Here is a 23,293-nt window from a genome sequence, read left to right on the forward strand (position 1 = left end):
TCCATCCTTTATGACGAATGTTGTTTTTATCACATAGAAAAATCAATGCCGATTTTCCCTTATATAGCATACCATCCAGATGTGAGGAGGTAGGCATAATTGGATATTCATATCCTTTATTTTTTAAAATCTCTTATTTTCTTATCCAGCCTCAGTGCTTTTTTGATCGGATTTTATGCCTACATTTCCTATCCCAAAAACATCGGTGTCAATGCTTACATTGGGCTGGCTTTTTCCTCCAGCCTCTACGCATTTGGCTACGCTTTTGTCATCACCAGTAAGTCAATTGCTGAATACCAATTCTGGTGGAATGTTTCATTTCTGGCCAGTCCGTTCATCCCTGTTTTTTGGCTGATGATGATCACCCATTACTGCCGGCTTGAACACTATCTCAATAAAAAAACGATCACAGGGCTTTTTATTATACCCACAATTACTCTGCTCCTTTTTTACACAAACGGTTACCATCATTTGTATTTTTCTGCGTTAACATTCCATTTTGATGGACTTATTTCATTCGTAGAAAAAGAAAGAACTTGGCTGAATTTGATTTGCATCACCTATATGAATTTGTGCCTTCTTGCCGGATTTCTACTGTTAATTCGTTTGCACAGCAAGGTAGGAGCCAATTATCGCAAAAGCATCAATTACATGTTTATCGGTACATTGGTTCCCGCCATCGCGAATATAGCTTATGATGTCGGGATAACTCCCCTGCACCTAGATTTGGTCCCTGTTTCCATTTGTTTTGCTGTTTTAATGCATGCCATACCGCTCGCCAAATATCATTTTTTTGATTTGACGCCGGTTGCCCACGAGCAAATATTCGATAGTCTTCGGGAAGGTGTCATTATTCTCGATTCTTTGGATCGCATTATTGAATTTAATCCGGCCGCCACTTCCTTTCTTCCTCATTTGACCGCCGACAAACTGGGCAAACCTATCAAAGAAGTACTCGGTGATTACCCTCCTCTCATCGGGCAAGTCGACTCAGGCACTGCCGAAACTGATATCAAAGTAACCATTGATCAAAGAACATCTTACTTTTCCTCCTGCCTGTCACCGATTCACAGTGATCACGGACAAGTGGGCAAGGCTCTTTTGTTAAGCGATATTACAGAGAAAACGCTGGCCATCGCCAAAGCGGAAAAAGCCAATCTGGCCAAAAGTGATTTTCTCGCCATGATGAGTCATGAAATCCGTACGCCCATGAATGGCATTATCGGCATGAACGATTTAATATTGGAAACAACGATGACGGAAGAACAAAAGCAATACGCTAACGTAATTCAAGAATCGGCCGGCGTTCTTCTGAATGTCATCAATGATATTTTAGACTTTTCGAAAGTGGAATCAGGCAAACTGGATCTGGAAATTATCGATCTCGATATCAACGAAACCGTTACCAGCATCGCTAAACTTTTTGCCAATAAAGCCGCTGAAAAAGGACTCACCTTATCCACCTCGGTCTCACCGGACATCAGGCACATGCTACGGGGCGATCCGTCTCGGTTACGGCAAATTCTATTTAACCTTGTCAGTAATGCGATTAAATTTACCAACTCCGGTCAGGTTGCGCTCAATGCGGTTCTGAAATCCAGTGATGAAACACGCTGGTGGATTGAATTCACCGTCACCGACACTGGAATTGGGATTGAAAAAGAAACGATTGCGCATCTTTTTACGCCCTTCGTGCAAGCCGATACCTCGACTTCGCGCATGTTTGGCGGTACCGGACTTGGCTTGGCCATATCCAAAAAACTGGTGAATCTGATGGGCGGGGAGATTGGCGTCTCCAGTGAAATCGGCAAAGGCTCGACCTTTTGGGTCTCCATTCCTTTTGAGCTCTCTCCCACTCCCGCTTCTGCGCTGCGTGCCATGGTTGATCATAATTCGAACGGTGACTATGATTGCGTAGCTGGCACAGGCGCCCCTTTGCAGAATATTACCGGTTCCGTACTACTGGTCGAGGATAACGAAGTAAATCAAAAACTTGCTCAGGTGCTTCTAAGCAAGCTGGGATTAACGGTCACCGTTGTGGACAACGGTATGCTCGCCATCGAAGCCACGATGGAAAAGGAATTTGATCTTATCTTCATGGATTGCCAAATGCCGGAGCTTGATGGTTTCCAAACCACCCAGATCATCCGGGAAGCTGAAACCGGAACTACCCGGCATGTACCGATCATCGCCATGACGGCGATGGCGATGCAAGGTGATCGAGAGCGATGCATCCAAGCAGGCATGGATGATTACCTGACGAAACCCTTACATAAGAACCAACTGCTGGCCGTCATCGAGCGTTGGCTTCCACCGCCAACACAAGCGAAATCACAATTACAGACCTATTCTTCTGCCCGCTCCAATATTTCCGTGGGCGATTCTTCCGTCATTTCTATGGACGCATTAAGAGAACTCCTCGGTTTGCCAGATGATGAAATGGCTCTTTTTCTTGACGCTTTAATTCCAACCTACGTGGATGAATCGCAACGTATCATGAACGATCTAAACGATGCCGTAGAACGGCTCGATGCCGAAGCAATTGAAAAAGCCAGTCATGCCTTAAAATCGAGCAGTGCGAATATCGGTGCGATCAACTTTTCCACGTTGTGTGCGCGCATGGAGCAATTGGGACGTTCGAGGCAAATCGACAATATAAATACAATTTTTATAAATCTGAAACACAGCTATCATGAAGTCATCGCGACATTAAACCGCCTGTTACAAAATCCATCGTTTATGATGGCCAACGAAGAGTAATCGATATCATTCCCACCTTGTTATCAAGGTGGGTTATTTTTCAAGCTTCTTTTCTCCCACTCAGAACAAAGCTATAATGGAGCCATTGAGACGTTGACCAGGTTGATGGGAAACTTATCCACCCTTGATGAGTAAGGTTAGCACTTCCGTTAGGAGGAAAAAAATGACGAATCAAGAGTTTCAACGATTAGTTATCGAGAAATTATCCCACCTTGAACAAGGACAGGCCCAACTGCGCTCCGAGACGAACCATCGTTTTGACCTCGTTGAGAAGCGCTTCGACAAGGTGGAAGAGCGGCTTAGTAAAGTCGAAGGGCGACTCGATAAAGTCGAAGAGCAGCTTAGTAAAGTCGAAGGGCGTCTGGATAAGGTCGAAGAGCGGCTGAGTAAGGTCGAAGGGCGTCTGGATAAAGTCGAAGAGCGGCTGAGTAAAGTCGAAGGGCGTCTGGATAAAGTCGAAGAGCGGCTTAATAAGATGGACGAGCGCTTTGATAAAGTCGAAGAGCGGCTTGATAAAATGGACGAGCGCTTTGATAAAGTCGAAGAGCGGCTTGATAAAATGGATGAGCGCTTTGATAAAGTCGAAGAACAGTTCGATAAAATGGACGAGCGCTTTGACCAAATGGACGGAAAGCTAACCGATTTGTATACTCTTTCCGCCCTTCGATTTGCCGAAGGTGAGGAATCGATCGATGCGCGATTTGACCGCATTGAAGACAAGCTTGATGAGGTCGTGGCCAACCAGAAAGAAACCAAAGCTGTTCTATGCGATCTCCTCTTCCGGGTAAGCAAACATGAAACCGAAATCAATAATTTACGCGATGCCAGATAAAAACCGCTCGTACCTCAACATCGCCCTCGGCGTTCTGCTGTTCGCCTTATTGGCAGGCCTATATGTTACCCCTGCCGGTCAACGATTGCTCCTCTACTTCACCGCCGGTGACGCCTCCCTTGTCATTGCCGATCTGCAATCTTTTGGTTGGCTCGCTTGGATTGTCGCCTTTGCCCTGGTAGTTCTCCAAAACTTCCTCGGCTTTATTCCCAGCGTTTTTTTATCAGGCGTACTGGTGATGGTCTTTGGCTGGCTAGGCGGCTTCCTGATTGCCTGGGCCGGCGAAGTGGCCGGCGCCATTTGCGCTTTTGCCATCTTCCGCTACTACGGCCGCTCCTGGGCCGCGCAGTGGCTATTGAAACGAGAAAAGCTGGCCAAGCTCGACGCCTGGACCTCCCAACACGGCCTCGTCAGTATCATCCTCCTTCGCCTGGCCCCACTTGTGCCTTCCGGGGTCATTAATTTTGCCGCCGCCCTCAGTTCGGTTTCCTTCGCTTCCTTCACTCTGGGCACCGCCATCGGCAAAGCACCCAGTTTGGTGCTGGAAGTCATCATCGGCCATGACATGTGGAACCCCGCCGACAACGCCGGGCGGCTGGCAGTAGCGCTGGCCGTTGCCGGGTTGATTTTTCTTGTACTGAAAGGCTATCATCGAAAAACCAATCAAGAGCCTCCGGCATAATCACTGCGCCCAGGCATAAGGATTACAATGTCATGATCCTCTTTTTCACGCCCGTCGCTGGAAAGAAGGCGCAACGATGAAAAGAATTGCTTTTCCTCGGTTACTTATCCTTGGGCTCGTCCTTGTCGCTGGGGTACTGTCTCTTGTGGGTTGGGCACTAGTAAACCAACCGGAACAATCACTGTCGCTTATCGATAAAGCCAAGAACTTTTCTCTTTTCCAGCCCGACGCTTCCACACCATCACCGGATAAAGATCAGGAACCTTCGGCAAAAGACCAGGAACTGTCTCGGGAATCACCGGATAGCGCACCGCCCCCCAAGGATCTCGCTCTGCCTTACAAGAGCCTACAAGGAAAACGCATTCTCCTGGATGTCGGTCACGGCGGCAGTGACAGCGGAGCCGGGAGCACGCAATCGCAAGAAAAGGACATAAATTTAGAAGTTGCCCGCGCGTTGAAAACCGTACTGGAGCATCACGGGGCCGCCGTGTTTTTGAGCCGCGATGCCGATCAAGCTGCGAGCAGTGCCGCTGCCAACGCCATGGATAGCAATCAATCCACCATCAATCAACGGATTGCCTGGGCCAATAACACACCGGGCGATCTCTTGATCGGCCTGCACATGGGAACCTCCCGAAACAATAAAGTTCGTGGCTCCCTGCTGCTCTATGATCAAAACAACTCCTTTGCAACGCAATCGCAAAAAGCTGCTGATGTCTTGCAAAAAGAATTAACCGCCTTTTATTCTCGCTACGTGAATGCTGGAGATATCTACAAACATAAGCCGGCCGACGGAAATTTCCCCGTCTTACGGCAATCGCCATTGCCATCGGTAACGTTGGAGATGGGCTTCCTTTCGAATGAAAAAGACCGCGCATTGTTTCTGCAACCGGATTTTCAAAAAGCCCTTACCGAGCGAATTGCCTACGGTGCCGGCTATTATTTTTCACTCGATGCCGGCCAACTGGCCCAGATGGCCATTATCATTGATGACTTAGGCAATAACGCCGACGGTACCAACGAGTTATTGGAGTTGGGTTGCCCAATCACGGTGGCCATCATGCCCTTTATGCATGCTTCCGCCAAAGAAAGTGCCTTAGCCCATGAACGTAATTTTGAGGTGCTCATTCATTTATCACTGGAAGCGGAGCGAAGCGTATCTACCGCTTATACGCCGAATACGATCACGACCGCTCTGGCTGACGACCAGATCCGCAAAATTATCAATGAAGCGAAAGCGTCTGTTCCCCATGCCATCGGTCTGAATAATCACATGGGTTCCAAGGCCACCGCCGACACCCGCGTGATGAGCGTCATTGCCGAGCAGGCTAAAGAAAATGACTGGCTACTTGTCGATAGCAGCACTTCGCAAAACAGCCAAATGAGCAAAGCTGCCGGAAATTTCGGCGTACCCTTTGCGTGCAGGGATTTCTTCATTGATAATGAGCACAATTATGCATCGAGCGTGCAATCCTTGATGGCTGCAGCGGCAGACGCCAAAAGAACCGGCAACGCCGTCGTCATCGGCCATGTCGGTCCTGACGGCGGAAAAAGCACGGTGAAGGCGATCCGCGATTCACTGCCCAAAATTCAAGCGATGGGCATTGAACTTGTTCCCATATCGAAGATTGCCAAATAGGCGCCCCTACCGCTACGCAGCGCTCATCAAAGATAAAACAAGCCACAATAGGTATTTCCAAGATTTTTAAATGCCGAAAGCCACCGGATCATCCGGTGGCCTTTTTTGCTTCTTTTAGCTGCTTCGACTCCGTTGGCTCCTTTGGCTCCTTTGGCTCCTTCGACTCCTTCGACTCCTTCGGTCCCCTCGGCTTATTTGGCCCCTTCGTTACTGCATATAAGTCGGCTGTTCTCCCGGCGGCGGATACAGTGGCGAGTAAACAACACCTTCGTCGCCCGACAAAATCTGTTGTTCCCGGATCGACTGCAGGATCTGCTCAATCACCAGCATATCACCATAGGCCATTTCGGGCGTAACGCTGATCGGCTCGCTTCCGGTCAAAGCTTGATGAAAATTGATCAGTTCATTTTCATAGCCTTTTTTGGGCGTATAGGGAATTTGCTCTTGTCGCCCGTCATTGAGCGCCACATTAACAGTGCCGCATTCGCGCTCTTCGAGATAAATCATTCCTTCAGAACCAAAGATCCGCAACCCAATCAAGGGACGCTGCATTTCCTTGCCGGCGCAAAAGAAACCATAATTGCCGATAACACCGCTTTGGAAGCGCATATTCACCATGACGACCGAGTAGGGAGAAAAGTCATCACTTTGCGGACGTCCAAAGGCTTGTAGTTTTTCCACTGGGCCCAGGATGTGGTGCAGTGCCGCAATGTCATGAACACCCATATCCAACAACGCGCCACCGGGAAAGCGCGGGTGCTGGCGCCATTCGCGGGCTGTAAAGTCATTGGTCCACATGTCATGGGGAAAATCAACGACGCGATTAAAGATAAAGTAGAACACATCTCCGATCTTGCGAGTGCGCACCAAATCACGAATTAAATTGTTTTCTTCGTTGTAACGATAGTTTTCAGCGATCATGATGGGGACGTTATATTTTTGGGCCAGTTCCCGTGCCGCCAGCGCTTGCTTAAAGGTCGCGGCCAACGGCTTTTCGCAAATGATTCCTTTTTTCTGACCGCGCCAACGTTGGGCAACTGCTTCGGTCACTTCAAAATTCAATTCAATCGGCACAAGTATGTCGACGATGTCCAGATCGGTACGGTCCAGCATCTGCCGCACATCGCTATAAACTGCGTCATCTCCCAGTTGCAAGCGTCGGGCCCACTCTTTGGCTTTTTGCAGGTCTCGGTCACAAAGCGCCACGATCTTGTAGCGATCGGTAAGCTTTTGGAAAGCCGGATAATGTAATCGCTCAAAAGCCATGCCTGTCCCGACGATACCGACGTTCAGCATTTTCATGGTGGCCACCTCAATTTATTTCCGTTTGATACTAGTGTGAGAAAGGGTGGCCTCGCCTATGCAGGAAAAACATTTAATGCTTTTTGCTATTGTGTTTTTTGCTATTGTACTTTTTTCCTTGTGATTTGGCTGGGGCTTTGACTTGCGATGCCGCTTGGGAGATCGTCTGGGATTTGAATTGTGATGTAACTGGAGAGATCGTCTGGGCTTTAACTTGCGCTGTGAATGGGGACTTCATCTGCGATTCGACTTGAGGTTGCGCTGTGAACTGAGATTTGGCCTGAAGTTTGTGTTGAAATTTTATGTTGTGATGCAGATCGCGCACAGTTTGATTTAATTGTTTACTGCTCATGTGCGTCAAAGCACCTTGACTACGCAGGTACAGTTTCATTTGGCCGGGATTGATTTTATACTGCACGGACGCTTTGAGCATCGCTTCCGATTGTGCCGGCGTCAATCCAAACTCCTGGCAAAGCGCGACCATCGCTTTCACTTGGCCATCGGTCGCTAATGCACCTAAATAACCACGCACCAGCAGTTCCAGCGCTGCATCATTCGTTTCGGTTGCTTGATCATCGGAACCGGTCGTGGTATCGGTGGTTGTACCTGTATTCGAATCGCCGCCGGTGGTGTTGCCGGTCGTTGCATCGCTATCGCCGCCGGTGGTGTTGCCGGTCGTGGTATCACTATCGCCGCCAGTGGTGTTGCCGGTCGTTGTATCACTATCGCCGCCAGTGGTGTTGCCGGTCGTTGTATCGCTATCACCGCTGGTCGTGGTGCCTGTCGTTGTGTCGCTATTACCACCGTTCGTTGCCTCGGTTGCTCCATCTGTATTGCTGTCGGCGTCCGTACCGGTTGTAGTTGTTGCATCGGTATTATCCGCGGTTGTGCCTGTCGTCGTTTCGCCATCAGTCCCGGTGGCTGTCCCGGTGGCTGTCTCAATCGTTGTCCCCGTCGCTTGCACAGTTTTTGTCGTTGTGTCGCCAGTGATGTCCGACAGGGTACTGGTCACAGCGGCGCTAGCTACACCAGCCACCCCCATGATGAGAATACCGGCCAGTGCTTGTGTAAACGTGCGTTTCATTGCTCTCCATCTCCTTTTTTTCTTTTGCTGAGGCTGACACCGCTTCATCCGTAACTACGAGGTATTTTTGCGGGGGTAGCCAAAAAGAATTTTTTTAAGAGATATTTCCAGCAAATGACCCCGCTAAAGGCTGCCTCATTTTCGGATACCAAAGTATACGGTCCGAAAAGAGGTGGGCTTACGGAAGCACTTGATTTGCTGGCCCAGATTAACGCCGGCGATGAAACATCACGAGAACAATTGATTCAAACTTATCGCCACCGGATTGCCGGAATGGCTTCCCGGATCTGCAAACGGGCCTTAGATTGGGACAATGATGACGAATTAAGCATCGCCTTGTTAGCTTTTAACGAAGCAATCGATACCTATCAATCGGGCAAAGGCACCGCTTTTACCACCCACGCCTATCGCGTCATTCAATCTCGCTTGATCGATCACTTTCGCCGGGAAAAACGCTTTCAGCACATCTCGCTCGATCGCTTGTCCGACGAGGATGAAGGCAACCGCCTGGAACAACTCACCTTCTCCGCCACCTACCAAGCCGCCCGCGATGCCGAAGAACAGGAGTTGTCCATGGGCCTTTTTGTTGATGCCCTCAACGACTTTGGCATATCCCTGGCTGAACTGGTAAAAGACTCACCTAAGCATCACGATACACGAACCAACTTGATCAAGGCCGCTCAAACCTTAGTGAACAACAGCCCATTAAAAAAACGCTTTTTTGCCACCGGCCAAGTTCCGATGAAAGAACTGGTACCGGCTACCGGACTCAGTCGCAAAGTGCTGGAGAACGGCCGGCGCTACATCGTGGCCGTAGCCATCGTGCTTGCCGATGATGAGTTCCGCTTTATTCGCTCTTTCTTAACCCTGCCGGAGGAAACTGAACGGAGGTACGCTCATGGATAAGACGCCAGTGATGGTCATCCAGGTTAATGAACAAGATCTGGTTGTCGTCAGCCAGGCCGGAGACTTTCTTCAAGTTCATAAACCGGCAGGAGCGATTCGTCCCGGCCAAACGCTGCTGATCCACGTCCCTTCTGACCTACCCCTACCTTCTCCTGTAGCCTCGGCCCCTTCCCCCCATCAGCCTTTGCTTACGGCCTTATCGCAAAAAATCCATAAGCTGCTGCCCACGGCGTCTATGGCCACGCTCTCCCGGCTCTCCTGGCATTCCCGGCTCTCCCAACTCCCCCGGCATTCCCGTCATCTCGCCGCTGCAGCCCTATTTTTTCTCGTTCTTACACTCAGTTTAACCGTGCCTAATCAATTTTCGACGCAACCGGCCATCGCTTCCGTCATTGTCGATATGGGCGCCAAATTTGAATTACTGACTGATGAACAAGGCTGTGTCGTCGGCACAAAAGCTGATACTTCCGAAGGCGATACCTTACTTAAGAAAGTCGCTGTTCAGGGGCTACCTGTTGATGAGGCTTTGATCGCGATCGCCAACGAAGCCATGTCAACCGGTTTCATCACAGCAGATACACTGGAACAAGCCAAGGTCGAGTTGCAACCACCGGCAGCCCCAACACAGTTCTCATCGCCCCTGTCGGCCGACACGCTCCAAAAACATCTGCATCGTCAGGCGAAGCAAAAAAAGACAAACACTGACAATCCGGAGAACATCCAAGATCGCAAAGACCTCAATGAAACAAATCGTTCTTCCGCAATTGCAGCGCCCCGAGAACCTTCAACAACCACGGAGGACCATAACGGGATGACCAAGGAATTCACCAAAAACAAACAGATCCCGCAACCGGAGAAAAAGTACAAACAGGCCCCTCTCAAGGCTCCTCAGTACAAACAGCACAAACAAGCCCCTACCGAGAATCCTCTTCAATCTGAAGCAATTAACAATCAAACCTTCGCAAAGAAAACCATCATGCCCACTGATAAAAAGCGTGGTCATCCCTCAAAAAAAGCGCAAAATCCCAACAAAGAAAAACAGGAAAAGTCAAATCAGCAATCGAAATAATCGGTAGAACTACCGTCTCCATTGCCCTCTATCTTCCTCAATACCCAGAAGAACAGCTTCCTTGGACAATCCTACAAAAATATCTGACCAAGCTGGCAGGAATTTCGCCTCCTATATAGAAAGAGTTATCGTTACGATTTCTATATAATATTTAGGAGGTACATGAATGAAAAAGTTTGTTTGCGTGATCTGCGGTTACGTCCATGAAGGTGACAGCGCACCGGAATTCTGCCCCACCTGCAAAGCTCCGGCTGATAAATTTGAAGAAAAAGTCGAAGGCGCACTGAAGTGGGCAGACGAACATCGTATCGGTGTAGCCGCCGGCGTTGACGCTCAAGTACTTGAAGGTCTGAAAATGAACTTTGTCGGTGAATGCACCGAAGTCGGCATGTATCTGGCGATGAGCCGTCAAGCTGATCGCGAAGGCTATCCCGAAGTGGCCGAAGCCTACAAGCGTATCGCTTTTGAAGAAGCAGAACATGCTGCGAAGTTCGCTGAACTGCTCGGCGAAGTCGTCACCAACTCGACGAAAAAGAACCTCGAGCTGCGTGTAGAAGCTGAATACGGCGCTTGCCAAGGCAAACTGGCCATCGCTAAAAAGGCCAAAGAATTAGGCCTGGATGCCATCCATGACACCGTTCATGAAATGTGCAAAGACGAAGCCCGTCACGGCGCAGCTTTCAAAGGTCTGCTTGACCGTTTCTTCTCGAAATAAATCGCATTGTTACGCGCGAAGCGGGTCACCGGAACATCCGGTGACCCGCTTGTTTGTGTGAATGAATAGCATTGTTCCAGCCCTTTCGCCAGCGTGATTGTCCCGAAAATGGCGCAAGATGGAAGCAGTCTGCTCCTGTCACAACGCCGTTTTTCAGCGAATATAATATAGCCCCAACCCAATGCGCTTCTCTCACCGTTTCCACCGCAACCCAATCGCTGCCACTTTCGCTCGTTCCTATGCTTGGGTTGATGCCGGTCAGCACCTTCTTGGGCCGGCAAAAAACAAGGAGGGAATGATTCCGTTTGAAAATTTGCCTTGATCCTGGTCATGGCGGTCGCGATCCCGGTGCAATCGGCCCTGCAGGCACCAAAGAGGCCGTGATCAACCTGGCCATCGCTCAGAAAACTGCCCGCATCTTACGCTCCGCAGGCATTGACACCGTGCTCAGCCGGGAAAGTGATGTGGAATTCGGCCCGAACGAAATGACCGATCTGCGCAAACGGGTCGAAACCATCAATGCCACCGGTGCTGATTACGTCATCAGCATCCACGCCGATGCCAGCACCAGCCCCAGTGCCAATGGTTGTTCCTTCTACACACTTCCCGGGCAAGGCTTGGGGGATATTTTGGCCACGGGTATCCATGACCGAGTCAAAGAATCCTTTCCATCGTTGGCGATCCGTACAGACTATTCCGATGGCGATCCCGACAAGGAAGCCAATTACTATGTCCTCCGGTGGACCACGGCTTCGGCCTTGTTGATCGAATGCGCTTTTATTTCGAATCCACAAGAAGAAGCCATGCTGAATACAACAGCGTTCCAGGAAAACATGGCCCTAGCCATTGCCAAAGGAATCGGCGATACCATCGGCAAACCGGTATCCCCTGGGAGCAACCAAGATGCCTGGGCCAAGGAAAAACAAGCGATCATCGAATGGGGCCTACTTCACGGCTTAATCAACCCCAAAAGCGACGGCGACTACGAACATGCCATCGTATCACTGACCATTCTTTATCGTTATCACACCAAGTTCAAAGCAGTTAAATAAATCAATCAAAATCAAATACGATAACATCGAATACGAAAAAAATCGCCCTTTATCGTGCTCCCCATGGAGGGAAATCGACAAAGGGCGATTTGCTTTATTGTTCATAATGGCTCATTGTTCATAACGGCTCATCGGAACTCGCCTTTCCGTCCACATCATCTCTTTTTGAGAGGTTCTTACGGGATCGCAGGGCAAGCACATATCCTGCACTTGTGAGCATGCCTGCCGCCGATAAACAAGCAACGCCACAGGAGCCGCAAATCCCGCTGCATCCTCCCCCGGCAGCCGTCACGGTAGTCAGCGCCGCGATGCCTGCTGCTCCTAACCCCGTCAACCAACCATCCTTAGCACCTAGCTTCATGCTTTTTCCTTGATCAGTTGAACTTGGACAGCCGGCTCTTGCTCAGGGGCCGACTCGCCCCATCCATGAGCTCCTGTGCCAAAGGTGAGCGCCTTCGTTGGGCATAGGGCTACACAGTGGCGGCAGGTGACACAGGTATGTACCTGATAGTGAAGCTCCCCATGCTCTTGCCGGAGAGCACCCATCGGGCAAGCTTTGACACAGGCAGAACAGGAAACACAGGCAGCCTTGGCGAGCTTAAGCTTATAAGTAAAACCCAACCGGCGCCCGACGCTGTGAATGGCGCTTTGCACGGCTCCTACCGGGCAAAGAAAGCTGCAAAAACCGCGTCCGCCTTGCGCAAAGATGCCTAAGGGAAGCAACCAGATAATAGCGGTAATGATGGTCGTGGAACCAAGGTATCCTACGTCCCCCCATAAGCCACCGGTCGTCAACCGTTCGATTAAAGTAAAGTTACAAAATGCACAGGCGATGGATCCCGCAAAAAAAGGCGTAAGAGCAAAGCCCACCAGAAAGCCATAGCGAATCGGTACAGGGTTGATTTCCTGGTGTAGATTGATTTTCCATGCATCCGGCACCAGTCGGCCGATATATTCCGGCAACGCACCGGTAGCGCAGAGCCGTCCACAGAAAAAAGGCCCCACAAGCAATGCTGACAGTACTAAGAGAATCGTCGAGAGACCGCCTACCGTGAGGATTTGCAGGCCCTTTCCCTCCAAGAGGTTTTGAATGGGCATCCGAAAACAAGGCGAGTGGACACCTGCATTCTGAGCCGTGCCCAGGAGCCAGTTAACGCCTCTCACATAATAAGCAAAAGGGGCGAAGAAAAGCAGCAAGCCCACTGCATACCAGATCCCCCGGTGCAGCAAAGAGGTTTTCTCTTTGTTTATCTTAAATGGAAGTTTCAATGATTATGTCCTCCTCGGTGTTCCGAACCTGTGTCACTTTGGTTCGAGCGATTTTCTTTCCCCGGATCCGTTGCCGGCAACCGGCTGTTGATGATCCGGATGGACACTGTCCCATAGGAAGTGCTTTTTTCGGTTCCCACAAAGCGTAATTCCCCTGCATACACCTCATGGGCATCGCTTGCCCCCGGCGGTAAATCGATGCTTAGCGTTAACGAGAGTTTATTACCTGGATTCAAGAGTTGATTCAATGTACCGGTCTGCTTGTCAAAGGCACTGGAATTGGCAGTGATCTGACTGATCGTCGACAGTTCACCGGTTTGAACCTGAAGATCGGCAATGGGGTTGTCCCCTTTGTTGGAGTAGCTGATTTTGGCTCTCACTTTGTCCGGTTGCACCAGTTGTTTGGCCACTCCCTGATCGGCAAGGTCGAGAACAACCGCCTTCGCGGTGCTCTTGGGCCACTCCAATTCGACCGTTGCACCTTCGGCATTTAAGCTTTTCTTGTAGTACCCTACACTAAGCGTAAGGGATACCATGGCGATGAATAATAGGATCCATGTTATCTTCGTAGAGCCAAAGAGTTTCCCGATTGCTGGGGATTTTGATCTCGTTTCTGTCATCCATAATTCTCCTTCTTTGAAATAACAAAAGGCCGCGAACCCTCTCTTTGCACATAGCTCAAGAGCGTTCACGGCCTCCAGTTTTTCTGGTTAGCATTTTACTTTTTAACGATGAATTGTTAAATTCTTGCCATCCCTATTGGGACTAATTTTATAACATCGCGAAGATTGTTGTCAATATCGATTTGGATAGTTGATTTTATGCATCATCTTCAAAAATGACCTATTGATAGTTGTTTCTACCCCAGCAAACGTGTCAGACCTACCGGGAGCCCCGTCAACAAAACGACAAAGGCAAAAATCCCGACCGCCAACAACATATTCGCTACGCCTTGGCCTATGGTTTTATTCTTCATCATACGATTCACTCCCAACAGATTGTTGATTTCTTTCGTTACGTCCAGTATACCCGGAGAAACTGAAAACAATCTGAAAGAAACGAATTACTTTTTCAGACTCAATTTCCCAACTCGCCGTTCTGGACCAATACGTTAAATCAACCCTTCTGTTGAATGCCACTCCGTCAAATCGGCCACTTCCCCACCAGTCGTCACCTGCAACTGCTCCACCGTGATCGGCAGCGCCGAGTTGGCTGTCCCGGCCGCCACATAAACCACCGGAAAGCGCTGTAAGCTCTCATCGATAAAGATGCGCACCGTTGACGGCAACGCAAAGGGGCAAACACCACCTGCCGGATATCCTGTCAACTCCAGTGCTTTTTCCGGTTGGACAAACTTCGCTTTGCCGCCGGCCAGCGTTTTAAGCTTCTTCTGATCCACACGAACATCACCGCTGGTTACAACCAGCACTGGATGGCCCTTGACCTCAAAACAAATGGTTTTGGCAATCGCCCCCACCGGTACACCAACAGCTTGCGCCGCCAATTCCGCGCTGGCCGTGGATACATCAAAAAGTTTCGGTGTTAACCCTAAGTTGAAAGGCGCTAAATACGCCATCACCCGTTGAAAAGCTTCACTGTTTTCATTCACCGTACACACACTCACCAGAGCCACCCTTACGCGTTAATTTTACAGTACATACTTCCGCCGGCATCGGTATTCACCAGTATTCATCGGTATTCATTGCCTGATTCGATTATAGTCGACTATAACGGAACCTTGATCTTTTTTCTAGCGGTAACTATGCAAAGACATAACGATTATATAAAAACGCGTGGCAAAACGCTACTTATCCGGCAGATTAGCAGGTACAATAATCCTATCGATGATTAACGCCTAAAAAGCTGGGAACGCAATGGAACTTCGTCGTATACATTTTAAAATTAAGAAAATAGGTGTTGACGATGATCAAAGAATTGTCCGCGATTATCAAATCAGCCGGTGACATAGTGCGTACTGCCAATATGGACATTGCCAAGGTCGAAGAAAAATCCGGCCCCGGGAACTTTGTCACCCAATATGACGTAGCTGTACAGGATTTTCTCTTTAAGGAGCTACAAAGACTATTGCCGGAAGCAGGCTTTTTGGGCGAGGAAGGCGAGCAAGCAGGTGTGTTGACAGATGGTTATTGCTTTATCGTTGATCCTATCGACGGAACAGCCAACTTTGCCCGGAACTACCGTCATAGTGCGATCTCATTAGGGCTTGCTCTTAATCGCAAGATGATCGTTGGTTTAGTCTATAATCCCTATTTAGATGAATTGTTTTATGCGGAAGCCGGAAAAGGGGCGTTTCTGAACGATAGACCGATCGTCTCCAGCAATAAGGGCTTAAAGGAAGGCATCGTACTTTTTGGCACATCGCCCTATAATCGCGAGAAAACCGATGAAACCTTTTTGTTGGCCAAACGCCTCTATGAGCATTCTCTTGATGTGCGCAGAAGCGGGTCGGCCGCGTTAGATATTTGTTATGTAGCTAGTGGCCGCTGCGAACTTTATTATGAACTTGTCTTGTCACCATGGGATTTTGCGGCGGCCCCAGTAATCATCGGTGAAGCCGGCGGCCTGATTACAACCTTGCAAGGCGATGCATTGCAGCTTGATAAGAAAAACTCAGTACTGGCTGCCGGCAGCAATGCCTATCGTGATTTTTGGAATATCTGTTCTCGTACGCCCAAAGCCTACGGCGATTTGATCGGCGAACAGTGATGCCAACGTGCCATGTTAAAGATTTTGCCGAAGCCAGTACCTGTACCGGTGATCAATAAGCCCTTACTTATAGCATTTTCACCCGGTATGACAATTCGTCCAGCATGTTGAGATCATCATCAATGCAAATCCCTGCGGTTGTCAGCATATCACCGGAGATGGCCGCATTTGCGCCTGACTGAAATACACCTTTGCCCTTATCGGTCAAAAGCCCTCTGCCACCGGCAAGGCGAATTGCCGCCGAAGGGATCATAAAACGAAAAATCGCAACGGCTCTACGAACTTCTTCCATAGAGAGTACCGCAAGTTTTGCAAAGGGCGTGCCTGCAATCGGATTGAGAATATTTACAGGTACCGATTTGATCCCAAGCGCTCGAATATCGAGCACCATATCAATTCGGTCCTCCATCGTTTCACCGAGGCCTAAAATCCCCCCGCTGCATACTTCCAGTCCCGCTTGTTGGGCGGCTTTGATCGCATTGATTTTATCTTCATAGGTATGGGTAGTACAGATATTGGGGAAATTCCTGCGTGAAGTTTCCAAATTGTTGTGGTAACGGGTAACGCCGGCCCCTTTAAGCTTTAAAAACTGGGCATAAGTCAGCAATCCATGAGAGGCGCAGAGGGAAATCGCACAGTTCTGTCGGATCCGGTGATAGCTCTGGCAAAGATCGTCCAGTTCCTGTTCGTCCAAGCATCGCCCTGACGTAACGACGGAGTACCTAAGTATTCCTTTGCTTTGGTGATAGACGGCTCCTTTGATAAGACGTTCTTCCTCAAGCAAGGGGTATTCCTCAATCAATGTCTCATAGCAGGTAGACTGGGCACAGAATTTACAGTTTTCTGAGCATTTACCACTCTTGCCGTTAATGATGGTACACAAGTCAAAGGCAGCGCCGCAAAAATACCTTCTGATTTCATTGGCAGCAGTACAAAGTTCCTCCAGATCAGCCTCTGCAAGCATCAATGCATCGTTCTTGCTTACTTCGTATCCGTTATATATTTTGGCTTTCAATTCGTTAATCATCGGAATGCTACCTCCATATAACAATGACCGAGCTTGAGACTATCAGAGATTATATGATTCCCTCGGAATATTGTCAACCATTTATAATTTTCTGGTTTACAAACTGATGAATAGAAAAGCGGGACCGAACTGTCTCACGACGCCTGTACAGCTTGACATTCCAGCCTTCCCCATGGTATTTTGATAATGTTATTAGAAAAGGGCAATTTTTCTTTGCAATTGAACAACCCTGCTGACTGGAGATCCAGAGGCAACTACATTTCATCAAGAAATGCGGTTGCCTTTTATTTTTTTAAACACAAAGAGGGGGATTTTATGACACGGATCAATCTAGACACCACCGTCGTAGAAACACGAGAACAACGCCTTGGCACCATTATCGCCTGGGACGGCAAGGCCTCCGAACTTTCCCATGAGTCAGCCTACGCCCGGGGCGGCTGCGAAAGCAGTTGTGGGCAAAAGGGCCGCCGGCTTTGTGAACTGCACGGTCCCTTTACCCAAGGATCCGTTTGCAGCGAACAGATGGTGGAATGCCAAGCGGGCAACGTACGCGATGCCGTACTGATTCAGCACTCGCCGATCGGCTGCGGTGCCGGACAGGTAATCTATAACTCGATCTACCGCAACGGTCTCGCCATGCGCAACTTACCAGTTGAAAACCTGCGTATGATCTGCACGAATCTGCAAGAAGGGGACATGGTCTTCGGGGGCGTAGCGAAACTCGAACAGTCGATCCGCGACGCCTGGGAGCGCCACCGCCCCAAAGCGATATTCATCGGCACTTCCTGTGCCACCGGCATTATTGGCGATGATGTCGACAGCGTAGCCAGTCATCTGGAAGAAGAACTGCAGATCCCCGTCATTCCACTCCATTGTGAAGGGTTCAAATCCAAACACTGGAGCACCGGGTTTGATGCCACACAACATGGCATTTTGCGCCAGATCGTCCGAAAAAACCCCCAAAAACAAGAGGACCTCATCAATGTCATTAACCTATGGGGCACCGATGTCTTCACCCCCATGTTGGGAGAGCTCGGCCTGCGGGTTAACTTTGTCGTTGACTTAGCCACCGTAGCCGATCTGGAACAGATGTCCGAAGCGGCAGCTACCGTGGGCTTCTGCCATACGCTTTCTTCCTACCTGGCTACAGCCCTGGAACAGGAGTTCGGTGTACCGGAAATCAAAGCACCACTCCCCTATGGTTTTGCCGGCACCGATGCTTGGCTACGTGAACTGGCACGGGTCACCCACCGCGAAGAACAAGCAGAAGCTTATATTGCCAAGGAGCACGCTCGCGTAGCACCCCGCCTAGAGGAACTGCGCAAGCAGCTTAAGGGAAAAAAAGGCTATGTCGCCACCGGCTCCGCTTATGCCCATGGTCTGATCGCCGTGCTTCGGGAATTAGGGATCGAAGTAAACGGCTCCCTTGTATTCCACCATGATCCGATCTACGACAGCCAGGATCCTCGTCAGGATTCACTGGCCTACCTCGTCGATAACTATGGCGATGTCCCTTCCTTTAGCGTAAGCAACCGCCAGCAATACCAGTTTTACGGACTGCTGCAGCGGGTAAAGCCCGACTTTATTCTCATCCGCCACAATGGATTGGCACCGCTGGCTTCACGACTGGGCATTCCTGCTGCTCCGCTTGGCGACGAACACCATGCCCTTGGCTACCAGGGCATGATCAATTTGGGAGAAACAATTCTGGATATTTTGTCGCACAAAAAGTTCCACCAAGATCTGGCGGCCCATGTAACGTTACCGTACAAAAAAGAGTGGCTCGCTCAGCAAGATCCCTTTATTCTCGCAAGAAAACCGTTGAATGTGGAGGAATAAACCGATGTCTGTGAAGGAAACAACTATCGCTATCCAAGGTACCGAGGAACAGGGCGTCCCCTTACCGTTCAAACCACACAAAACCAATTCCATCCAGCAAATCCGCTATGTTTGCTCGATTGCAGCGATGCACAGCGCTTCCGCCATCCCCCGGGTGATTCCGATCACCCACTGTGGCCCCGGTTGCGCTGACAAGCAATTCATGAACGTCGCTTTCTATAATGGCTTTCAAGGCGGCGGCTATGGCGGTGGCTCCGTTGTGCCCAGCACCAACGCCAGCGAACGCGAGGTCGTCTTCGGCGGAGCCGATCGGTTGCGGGAGTTAATCGCAGCTTCGCTCCAAATACTGGACGCCGACTTATTTGTCGTGTTAACGGGCTGCATTTCCGATTTGGTCGGCGATGATGTCGGTTCTGTCGTCAAGGAATTTCAAGTGCAGGGCGTTCCCATTGTCTTTGCCGAAACCGGCGGCTTCAAAGGCAACAATTTTACCGGTCATGAACTGGTGACCCGAGCGATTATTGATCAGTATGTCGGCGATTACGACGGTCCGCGGGAACAGGGCTCCGTCAACGTCTGGTCACTGCTTCCCTATCATAATACGTTCTGGCGGGGCGATCTGACGGAAATCAAACGGATCCTGGAAGGCATCGGCCTAAAAGTCAATATCCTTTTTGGCCCGGAATCAAGAGGGGCCTCCGAATGGAAGAACATACCGAAAGCTCAATTTAATTTGGTGCTCTCGCCTTGGCTCGGTCTGCAGACAGCCAAGCACCTGGAAGCCAAATACAGACAACCCTTCTTGCACGTTCCGGTGATCCCCATCGGCGCCAAAGAAACCAGCGCTTTTTTACGGCAAGTCGCGCAATTCGCAGGCATCGATGTAGCTGCAGCCGAAGCCTTTATCGCTAAAGAGGAAGGGACCTATTATCGCTACCTGGAGGACTTCACCGATTTTTATGCTGAATACTGGTGGGGCTTGCCGGCGCGTTTTGCCGTCATCGGCGACAGTGCCTACAATCTCGCCTTGACCAAATTCTTAGTCAATCAGTTAGGCCTGATCCCAAGCAAACAGATCATCACCGAAAATCCCCCGGAAGAATACCGGGAACTGATCCGTGAACAATATCGAACCATTGCCGACGATGTGGCTACCGATGTGGATTTCCAAGAAGACAGCCATATCATTCACCAGCTCATCCGCCAAAGTGATTTCGGCCATAAACCGCCGATCATCTTCGGCACAACCTGGGAACGGGACCTCGTCAAAGAATTAAAAGGCGCCATCGTAGAAGTTGGATTTCCTACCTCCTATGAAGTCGTGCTTGCCCGCTCTTATATCGGTTACCGCGGCGCGCTGACCTTACTGGAAAAGATCTATACCACCGCCGTGAGCGCCAGCGCATAAACGCTGCAAATTGCAATCTGTGAACCGATATATGAAAACAAAAAACATCAGATTCGCTTAAAAAATACAAATGCCCTGTGCAAAGTAATTCACAGGGCATTTTGTTTCTATGGGCCATCTAGGAAAAGTCCTGCCGCTTTACCACGGCACAAGCCACCCCAAGTATCCTCGCTTGGTCACTCTTGATCGGTATCGGCTCATACTTCTCATTTTCCGGCATTAACAAGATCGTGTCGCCCATTTTGACCAACCGTTTCAGCGTCGCATCATCATCTAAGGATACGGCAACGATATCCCTATTATTGGCGCTATTCTGTTTACGGATTACCACGTAGTCGCCATCATCGATATTGGCATCGATCATGCTATCGCCTCTTACCTTCAGCATAAAGAGGTCATCCGTTGGATTGAACCATTGAGCAGGCAAGTGAAAACTGTCTTCTACTACATCGTTCATATGAATGGGTTGGCCGGCAGCGATATTTCCATATACGATTACCTGCTGCGTGTCGCTGGCAGGGTAAAATGTTTTCTCCTGCTTATCCGTGATCTCAAGCTCACTTTTATTTATTCTGTCTCGTTCTAGCACATAGGTATGCCCGTGTTTTAGATCGACATAACTAAAACTTTCCAATGTTGAAGGGAGCATATGGGGATCAAAAGACGGTATATCCTCAATGATCTCGAAATCACTGTTTAGAACAATCATTTCTCTCCCATTCGTCACGACACCATAACTGCAGTTCTTTTCGTTACTCATATAGCTTTTTTAATTGGGTTATGCCATTTTGAATATCTGTACCATACGCTTTAGCCTCCACAAAGATAAAGGGCATCTGCACTGCATTCCTTCCATATACACAAACGGCAATATCCACGGCACCTACCCTAGAGAATGAATGAACAGGATATTCCACCGCTAAGAGCTTCACGGGGTATTTGTAGGACTTGATCAACTCTTGAATGAACCACTGCCTCACTTTTTCCTCATTAGAGTAAATATTATTGATTTTTTCTTGAAAGTTATAGTCCTCAAGGTTTACCGGGTAAAAGCTGTGCGCCTGTTTGCACGCAGAAATCCTGAGTAGTTTAGGATCAATGTCGCCGATGAATCGCGACGGGATGGCCCCGGAGGTCAGATACAATAAATCGTTCGCCCGGGTCATGCCAACATACAATAGCTTGCGATCGGTCGTTATCTGGATTTGCTGATCTTCCGGCTCCTGATAGGAGATATAGGGAATGATATTCTCATTTAAACCGATGATGAAGACGACTTTGAACTCTAAGCCTTTAATGGAATGGATAGTGAGTAACTTTACTGAGTTTTCGTCAAAATCGAGATCCTTCCGATCGAACAGTATGGCCGTAAGGCCATGTTGATCAAAAAACCCCTTCATCGCGGCCAACTGATTTTTACTCTTTGCAATGACTGCTATATCCTTCAATTCGTACTGGCGTAAAAGATGGTTTTTTATTTCCTCGACCACATATGCCGCTTCTTGTGAGGGATGATCAAAAGCCCTATAGACTGGGTATCCACCCTGCCTATCGATCAGGGAAGGTGCAACAAAATTGTCATCGTCCAAAATCACGGGGTCTCTCTGAATTAAGCTATATGCAGCTTGAGAAATTTGCGTAGTCGTCCGATAGTTCTTGCTTAATGAAGAGCTTTTACCGGTCATATCAAACCCAATGCTGGCGAAGGACCTGCCTTTGACGAGCCACGAATGTGCGTAAATACTCTGCGCTGTATCACAGACAAACATGATGCTCGAATACTCTTTTTGACGATATAAACATGAAATAAACTCCAGTTGAACCCGGGTCAGATCTTGACTTTCGTCAACGATAATATGCGTATACATTTTTTCTACGCGTTCCTTGGCTTCCCGTAAAGCCAGGATGGCTGCATCTTTCAAATCTATACAACCCTTTTCAGAAAATTTCTGGTTGAACAGGTGCATTAGCTCAAAGATCGCCCTTCGGGTTACCGAATTCTTATGTAGCTTTTGGGGCCCTCCATCAGTATGGTTCTTATTCGTCCTGCCGAGTCGATCCGCATTTTGGTATTCTTCCAGCTCCATATAGTTACAAGATTTGATCCAGTCTATTTCATCGATTAAGAATGTCGTATATTTTTGATCCAGAATTTTGACTTCAGGGAAGCTCTTCTTTAATTCAAATATGCAGGATTGAATAATTTGATATTTTAACGACCTGTCGGTATTGATATCTAAGTTGATCTTATGTTTCGACTTATACTTGAGGAAATATCTGTAAATAAGTCGGTCTACCGTCTCAATTTCAACTTTTGATTTTGCTCCAGCCATTAGACTCGAAAAATCAATTTGGTCACTATCATCAATTTTTTCATATTGATATTTTATATATCTCGAAAGAGTCTTATTAAAGGTGAGCATCAGTATCGCATCGTCTTCGAAAACGCAGTAATGATTCAATAGAAAAGGTATTCGGCATATTGATACGGTTGTTTTACCTGAACCAGCTACACCTTTCACTAATAGTTGCCCTGAAGGTTTCGTATTGATGATTTTTCTTTGTTCAATATTTAGCTGCATAGGGTTTCCTCCCGATCATGCGGTTTAACATTTGTCTAAACTATGAGACATTTTGACAAAAAAAGTTTAAATTCCTCTATATCTTTGCAGTAAAAATATAAAACCGCTTTTCGGGCATTCTGCCCCGAAAAAGCGGCTTGAACAAAAAACCGCCCTATCTGCATCGTCGAATAGCAGTTTGGCGGTTTCAGCTTGCGGTAAGGTAACCACAAAAAATCCTGCCTAAACAGCAGGATTTTTTGTGGTTTGCTCATTGAAAACTGCACAGTTATTTGGGTGAGTGATGAATGTCCTGCGGACAATGGATGTTCGCGGCTGTCGGCCATCACGGCCGCCGCGAACTGACCATCATCCTGATGGTCAAGACCTCGACTGATTCGTACCCGTCCACTGAACACCT

At 48.7% G+C, this 23,293-nt stretch carries 21 protein-coding genes; 11 read left to right on the forward strand and 10 right to left on the reverse strand.

The window, feature by feature from the left end:
* Positions 1–99 precede the first annotated feature (99 nt).
* From EDD73_RS00850 to EDD73_RS00865, 4 genes are all read left to right on the forward strand, one after another.
* Entirely contained in the window at positions 100–2,760 is a 2,661-nt protein-coding gene (locus EDD73_RS00850) for a histidine kinase N-terminal 7TM domain-containing protein (RefSeq protein WP_131917789.1), read from the forward strand.
* A gap of 163 nt (positions 2,761–2,923) precedes the next feature.
* On the forward strand, positions 2,924–3,592 hold the full coding sequence (locus EDD73_RS00855; protein WP_131917790.1) for a DUF16 domain-containing protein: 669 nt from the start codon (positions 2,924–2,926) through the stop codon (positions 3,590–3,592).
* Entirely contained in the window at positions 3,582–4,274 is a 693-nt protein-coding gene (locus tag EDD73_RS00860) for a TVP38/TMEM64 family protein (RefSeq protein WP_165876235.1), read from the forward strand. Before EDD73_RS00855 ends, EDD73_RS00860 begins: the two co-directional genes overlap by 11 nt.
* Before the next feature lie 76 nt (positions 4,275–4,350).
* Positions 4,351–5,913: a divergent polysaccharide deacetylase family protein gene (locus EDD73_RS00865; RefSeq protein ID WP_131917792.1), complete on the forward strand. Its 1,563-nt coding sequence runs from the start codon at positions 4,351–4,353 to the stop codon at positions 5,911–5,913.
* Between the two features lie 207 nt (positions 5,914–6,120).
* Here EDD73_RS00865 and EDD73_RS00870 read toward each other — a convergent pair whose 3' ends face one another.
* Positions 6,121–7,215: a Gfo/Idh/MocA family protein gene (locus EDD73_RS00870; RefSeq protein WP_131917793.1), complete on the reverse strand. Its 1,095-nt coding sequence runs from the start codon at positions 7,213–7,215 to the stop codon at positions 6,121–6,123.
* Between the two features lie 73 nt (positions 7,216–7,288).
* Positions 7,289–8,299, reverse strand: a complete 1,011-nt coding sequence (locus tag EDD73_RS00875) for a hypothetical protein (RefSeq protein ID WP_131917794.1) — start codon at positions 8,297–8,299, stop codon at positions 7,289–7,291.
* A 114-nt stretch (positions 8,300–8,413) separates the two neighbouring features.
* Between EDD73_RS00875 and sigI the strand changes: the two genes are divergently transcribed.
* The 4 genes from sigI (at position 8,414) to EDD73_RS00895 (ending at position 12,041) form a co-directional block, all read left to right on the forward strand.
* Positions 8,414–9,205, forward strand: coding sequence for an RNA polymerase sigma-I factor (sigI, locus tag EDD73_RS00880; RefSeq protein WP_131917795.1), 792 nt, complete (start codon positions 8,414–8,416; stop codon positions 9,203–9,205).
* Complete coding sequence (locus tag EDD73_RS00885) at positions 9,198–10,274, forward strand: anti-sigma-I factor RsgI family protein (protein ID WP_131917796.1); 1,077 nt, start codon at positions 9,198–9,200, stop codon at positions 10,272–10,274. Before sigI ends, EDD73_RS00885 begins: the two co-directional genes overlap by 8 nt.
* Positions 10,275–10,440: 166 nt before the next feature.
* Positions 10,441–10,989, forward strand: a complete 549-nt coding sequence (locus EDD73_RS00890) for an NADH peroxidase (protein ID WP_131917797.1) — start codon at positions 10,441–10,443, stop codon at positions 10,987–10,989.
* A gap of 305 nt (positions 10,990–11,294) precedes the next feature.
* A complete protein-coding gene (locus EDD73_RS00895; protein WP_131917798.1) occupies positions 11,295–12,041 on the forward strand; it encodes an N-acetylmuramoyl-L-alanine amidase family protein in 747 nt (248 codons plus the stop codon).
* Between the two features lie 118 nt (positions 12,042–12,159).
* Here EDD73_RS00895 and EDD73_RS00900 read toward each other — a convergent pair whose 3' ends face one another.
* From EDD73_RS00900 to EDD73_RS00915, 4 genes are all read right to left on the reverse strand, one after another.
* On the reverse strand, positions 12,160–12,375 hold the full coding sequence (locus tag EDD73_RS00900; protein ID WP_131917799.1) for a hypothetical protein: 216 nt from the start codon (positions 12,373–12,375) through the stop codon (positions 12,160–12,162).
* A gap of 23 nt (positions 12,376–12,398) precedes the next feature.
* The gene (locus EDD73_RS00905; RefSeq protein WP_243116742.1) at positions 12,399–13,310 is read right to left on the reverse strand and encodes a 4Fe-4S binding protein; all 912 of its coding nucleotides are present in this window, start codon (positions 13,308–13,310) and stop codon (positions 12,399–12,401) included.
* A complete protein-coding gene (locus EDD73_RS00910; protein WP_131917800.1) occupies positions 13,307–13,930 on the reverse strand; it encodes a hypothetical protein in 624 nt (207 codons plus the stop codon). The genes EDD73_RS00905 and EDD73_RS00910 overlap by 4 nt, the downstream gene beginning before the upstream one ends.
* 491 nt (positions 13,931–14,421) lie before the next feature.
* Positions 14,422–14,934: a YbaK/EbsC family protein gene (locus tag EDD73_RS00915; RefSeq protein WP_243116743.1), complete on the reverse strand. Its 513-nt coding sequence runs from the start codon at positions 14,932–14,934 to the stop codon at positions 14,422–14,424.
* Between the two features lie 299 nt (positions 14,935–15,233).
* Here EDD73_RS00915 and EDD73_RS00920 point away from each other — a divergent pair, with 299 nt between their 5' ends.
* Positions 15,234–16,037, forward strand: coding sequence for an inositol monophosphatase family protein (locus tag EDD73_RS00920; RefSeq protein WP_131917801.1), 804 nt, complete (start codon positions 15,234–15,236; stop codon positions 16,035–16,037).
* Positions 16,038–16,104: 67 nt separating this feature from the next.
* On the opposite strand, the gene bioB is transcribed toward EDD73_RS00920, so the two are convergent.
* Complete coding sequence (gene bioB, locus EDD73_RS00925) at positions 16,105–17,064, reverse strand: biotin synthase BioB (protein WP_207668766.1); 960 nt, start codon at positions 17,062–17,064, stop codon at positions 16,105–16,107.
* Positions 17,065–17,379: 315 nt separating this feature from the next.
* On the opposite strand from bioB, the gene EDD73_RS00930 reads away from it, so the two are divergent.
* A complete protein-coding gene (locus EDD73_RS00930) occupies positions 17,380–18,903 on the forward strand; it encodes a nitrogenase component 1 (RefSeq protein ID WP_131917802.1) in 1,524 nt (507 codons plus the stop codon).
* Positions 18,904–18,907: 4 nt separating this feature from the next.
* A complete protein-coding gene (locus tag EDD73_RS00935) occupies positions 18,908–20,311 on the forward strand; it encodes a nitrogenase component 1 (protein WP_131917803.1) in 1,404 nt (467 codons plus the stop codon).
* A 118-nt stretch (positions 20,312–20,429) separates the two neighbouring features.
* Here the strand turns inward: EDD73_RS00935 and lexA are convergent, their stop codons facing one another.
* From lexA to EDD73_RS00945, 3 genes are all read right to left on the reverse strand, one after another.
* Positions 20,430–21,020, reverse strand: a complete 591-nt coding sequence (gene lexA / locus EDD73_RS15155; RefSeq protein WP_243116744.1) for a transcriptional repressor LexA — start codon at positions 21,018–21,020, stop codon at positions 20,430–20,432.
* A gap of 43 nt (positions 21,021–21,063) precedes the next feature.
* Entirely contained in the window at positions 21,064–22,893 is a 1,830-nt protein-coding gene (locus EDD73_RS00940) for a 3'-5' exonuclease (RefSeq protein WP_243116745.1), read from the reverse strand.
* 35 nt (positions 22,894–22,928) lie between these two features.
* Positions 22,929–23,293, reverse strand: a 365-nt coding sequence (locus EDD73_RS00945; protein ID WP_207668767.1) for a hypothetical protein, incomplete at its 5' end; no start/stop codon positions are given.

Source organism: Heliophilum fasciatum, from assembly GCF_004341395.1.
Classification (GTDB): Bacteria; Bacillota; Desulfitobacteriia; order Heliobacteriales; family Heliobacteriaceae; genus Heliophilum; species Heliophilum fasciatum.

What these genes read in the sequence shown, in the direction of transcription:
- EDD73_RS00890 (WP_131917797.1), top strand. Translation starts at nt 10,441, where the DNA reads ATGAAAAAGTTTGTTTGCGTGATCTGCGGTTACGTCCATGAAGGTGAC.
- EDD73_RS00885 (WP_131917796.1), top strand. Translation starts at nt 9,198, where the DNA reads ATGGATAAGACGCCAGTGATGGTCATCCAGGTTAATGAACAAGATCTG.
- bioB (WP_207668766.1), bottom strand. Translation starts at nt 17,064, where the DNA reads ATGATTAACGAATTGAAAGCCAAAATATATAACGGATACGAAGTAAGC.
- EDD73_RS00910 (WP_131917800.1), bottom strand. Translation starts at nt 13,930, where the DNA reads ATGACAGAAACGAGATCAAAATCCCCAGCAATCGGGAAACTCTTTGGC.
- EDD73_RS00865 (WP_131917792.1), top strand. Translation starts at nt 4,351, where the DNA reads ATGAAAAGAATTGCTTTTCCTCGGTTACTTATCCTTGGGCTCGTCCTT.
- EDD73_RS00920 (WP_131917801.1), top strand. Translation starts at nt 15,234, where the DNA reads ATGATCAAAGAATTGTCCGCGATTATCAAATCAGCCGGTGACATAGTG.
- EDD73_RS00930 (WP_131917802.1), top strand. Translation starts at nt 17,380, where the DNA reads ATGACACGGATCAATCTAGACACCACCGTCGTAGAAACACGAGAACAA.
- sigI (WP_131917795.1), top strand. Translation starts at nt 8,414, where the DNA reads ATGACCCCGCTAAAGGCTGCCTCATTTTCGGATACCAAAGTATACGGT.
- EDD73_RS00875 (WP_131917794.1), bottom strand. Translation starts at nt 8,299, where the DNA reads ATGAAACGCACGTTTACACAAGCACTGGCCGGTATTCTCATCATGGGG.
- lexA (WP_243116744.1), bottom strand. Translation starts at nt 21,020, where the DNA reads ATGATTGTTCTAAACAGTGATTTCGAGATCATTGAGGATATACCGTCT.
- EDD73_RS00860 (WP_165876235.1), top strand. Translation starts at nt 3,582, where the DNA reads ATGCCAGATAAAAACCGCTCGTACCTCAACATCGCCCTCGGCGTTCTG.
- EDD73_RS00855 (WP_131917790.1), top strand. Translation starts at nt 2,924, where the DNA reads ATGACGAATCAAGAGTTTCAACGATTAGTTATCGAGAAATTATCCCAC.
- EDD73_RS00870 (WP_131917793.1), bottom strand. Translation starts at nt 7,215, where the DNA reads ATGAAAATGCTGAACGTCGGTATCGTCGGGACAGGCATGGCTTTTGAG.
- EDD73_RS00935 (WP_131917803.1), top strand. Translation starts at nt 18,908, where the DNA reads ATGTCTGTGAAGGAAACAACTATCGCTATCCAAGGTACCGAGGAACAG.
- EDD73_RS00940 (WP_243116745.1), bottom strand. Translation starts at nt 22,893, where the DNA reads ATGCAGCTAAATATTGAACAAAGAAAAATCATCAATACGAAACCTTCA.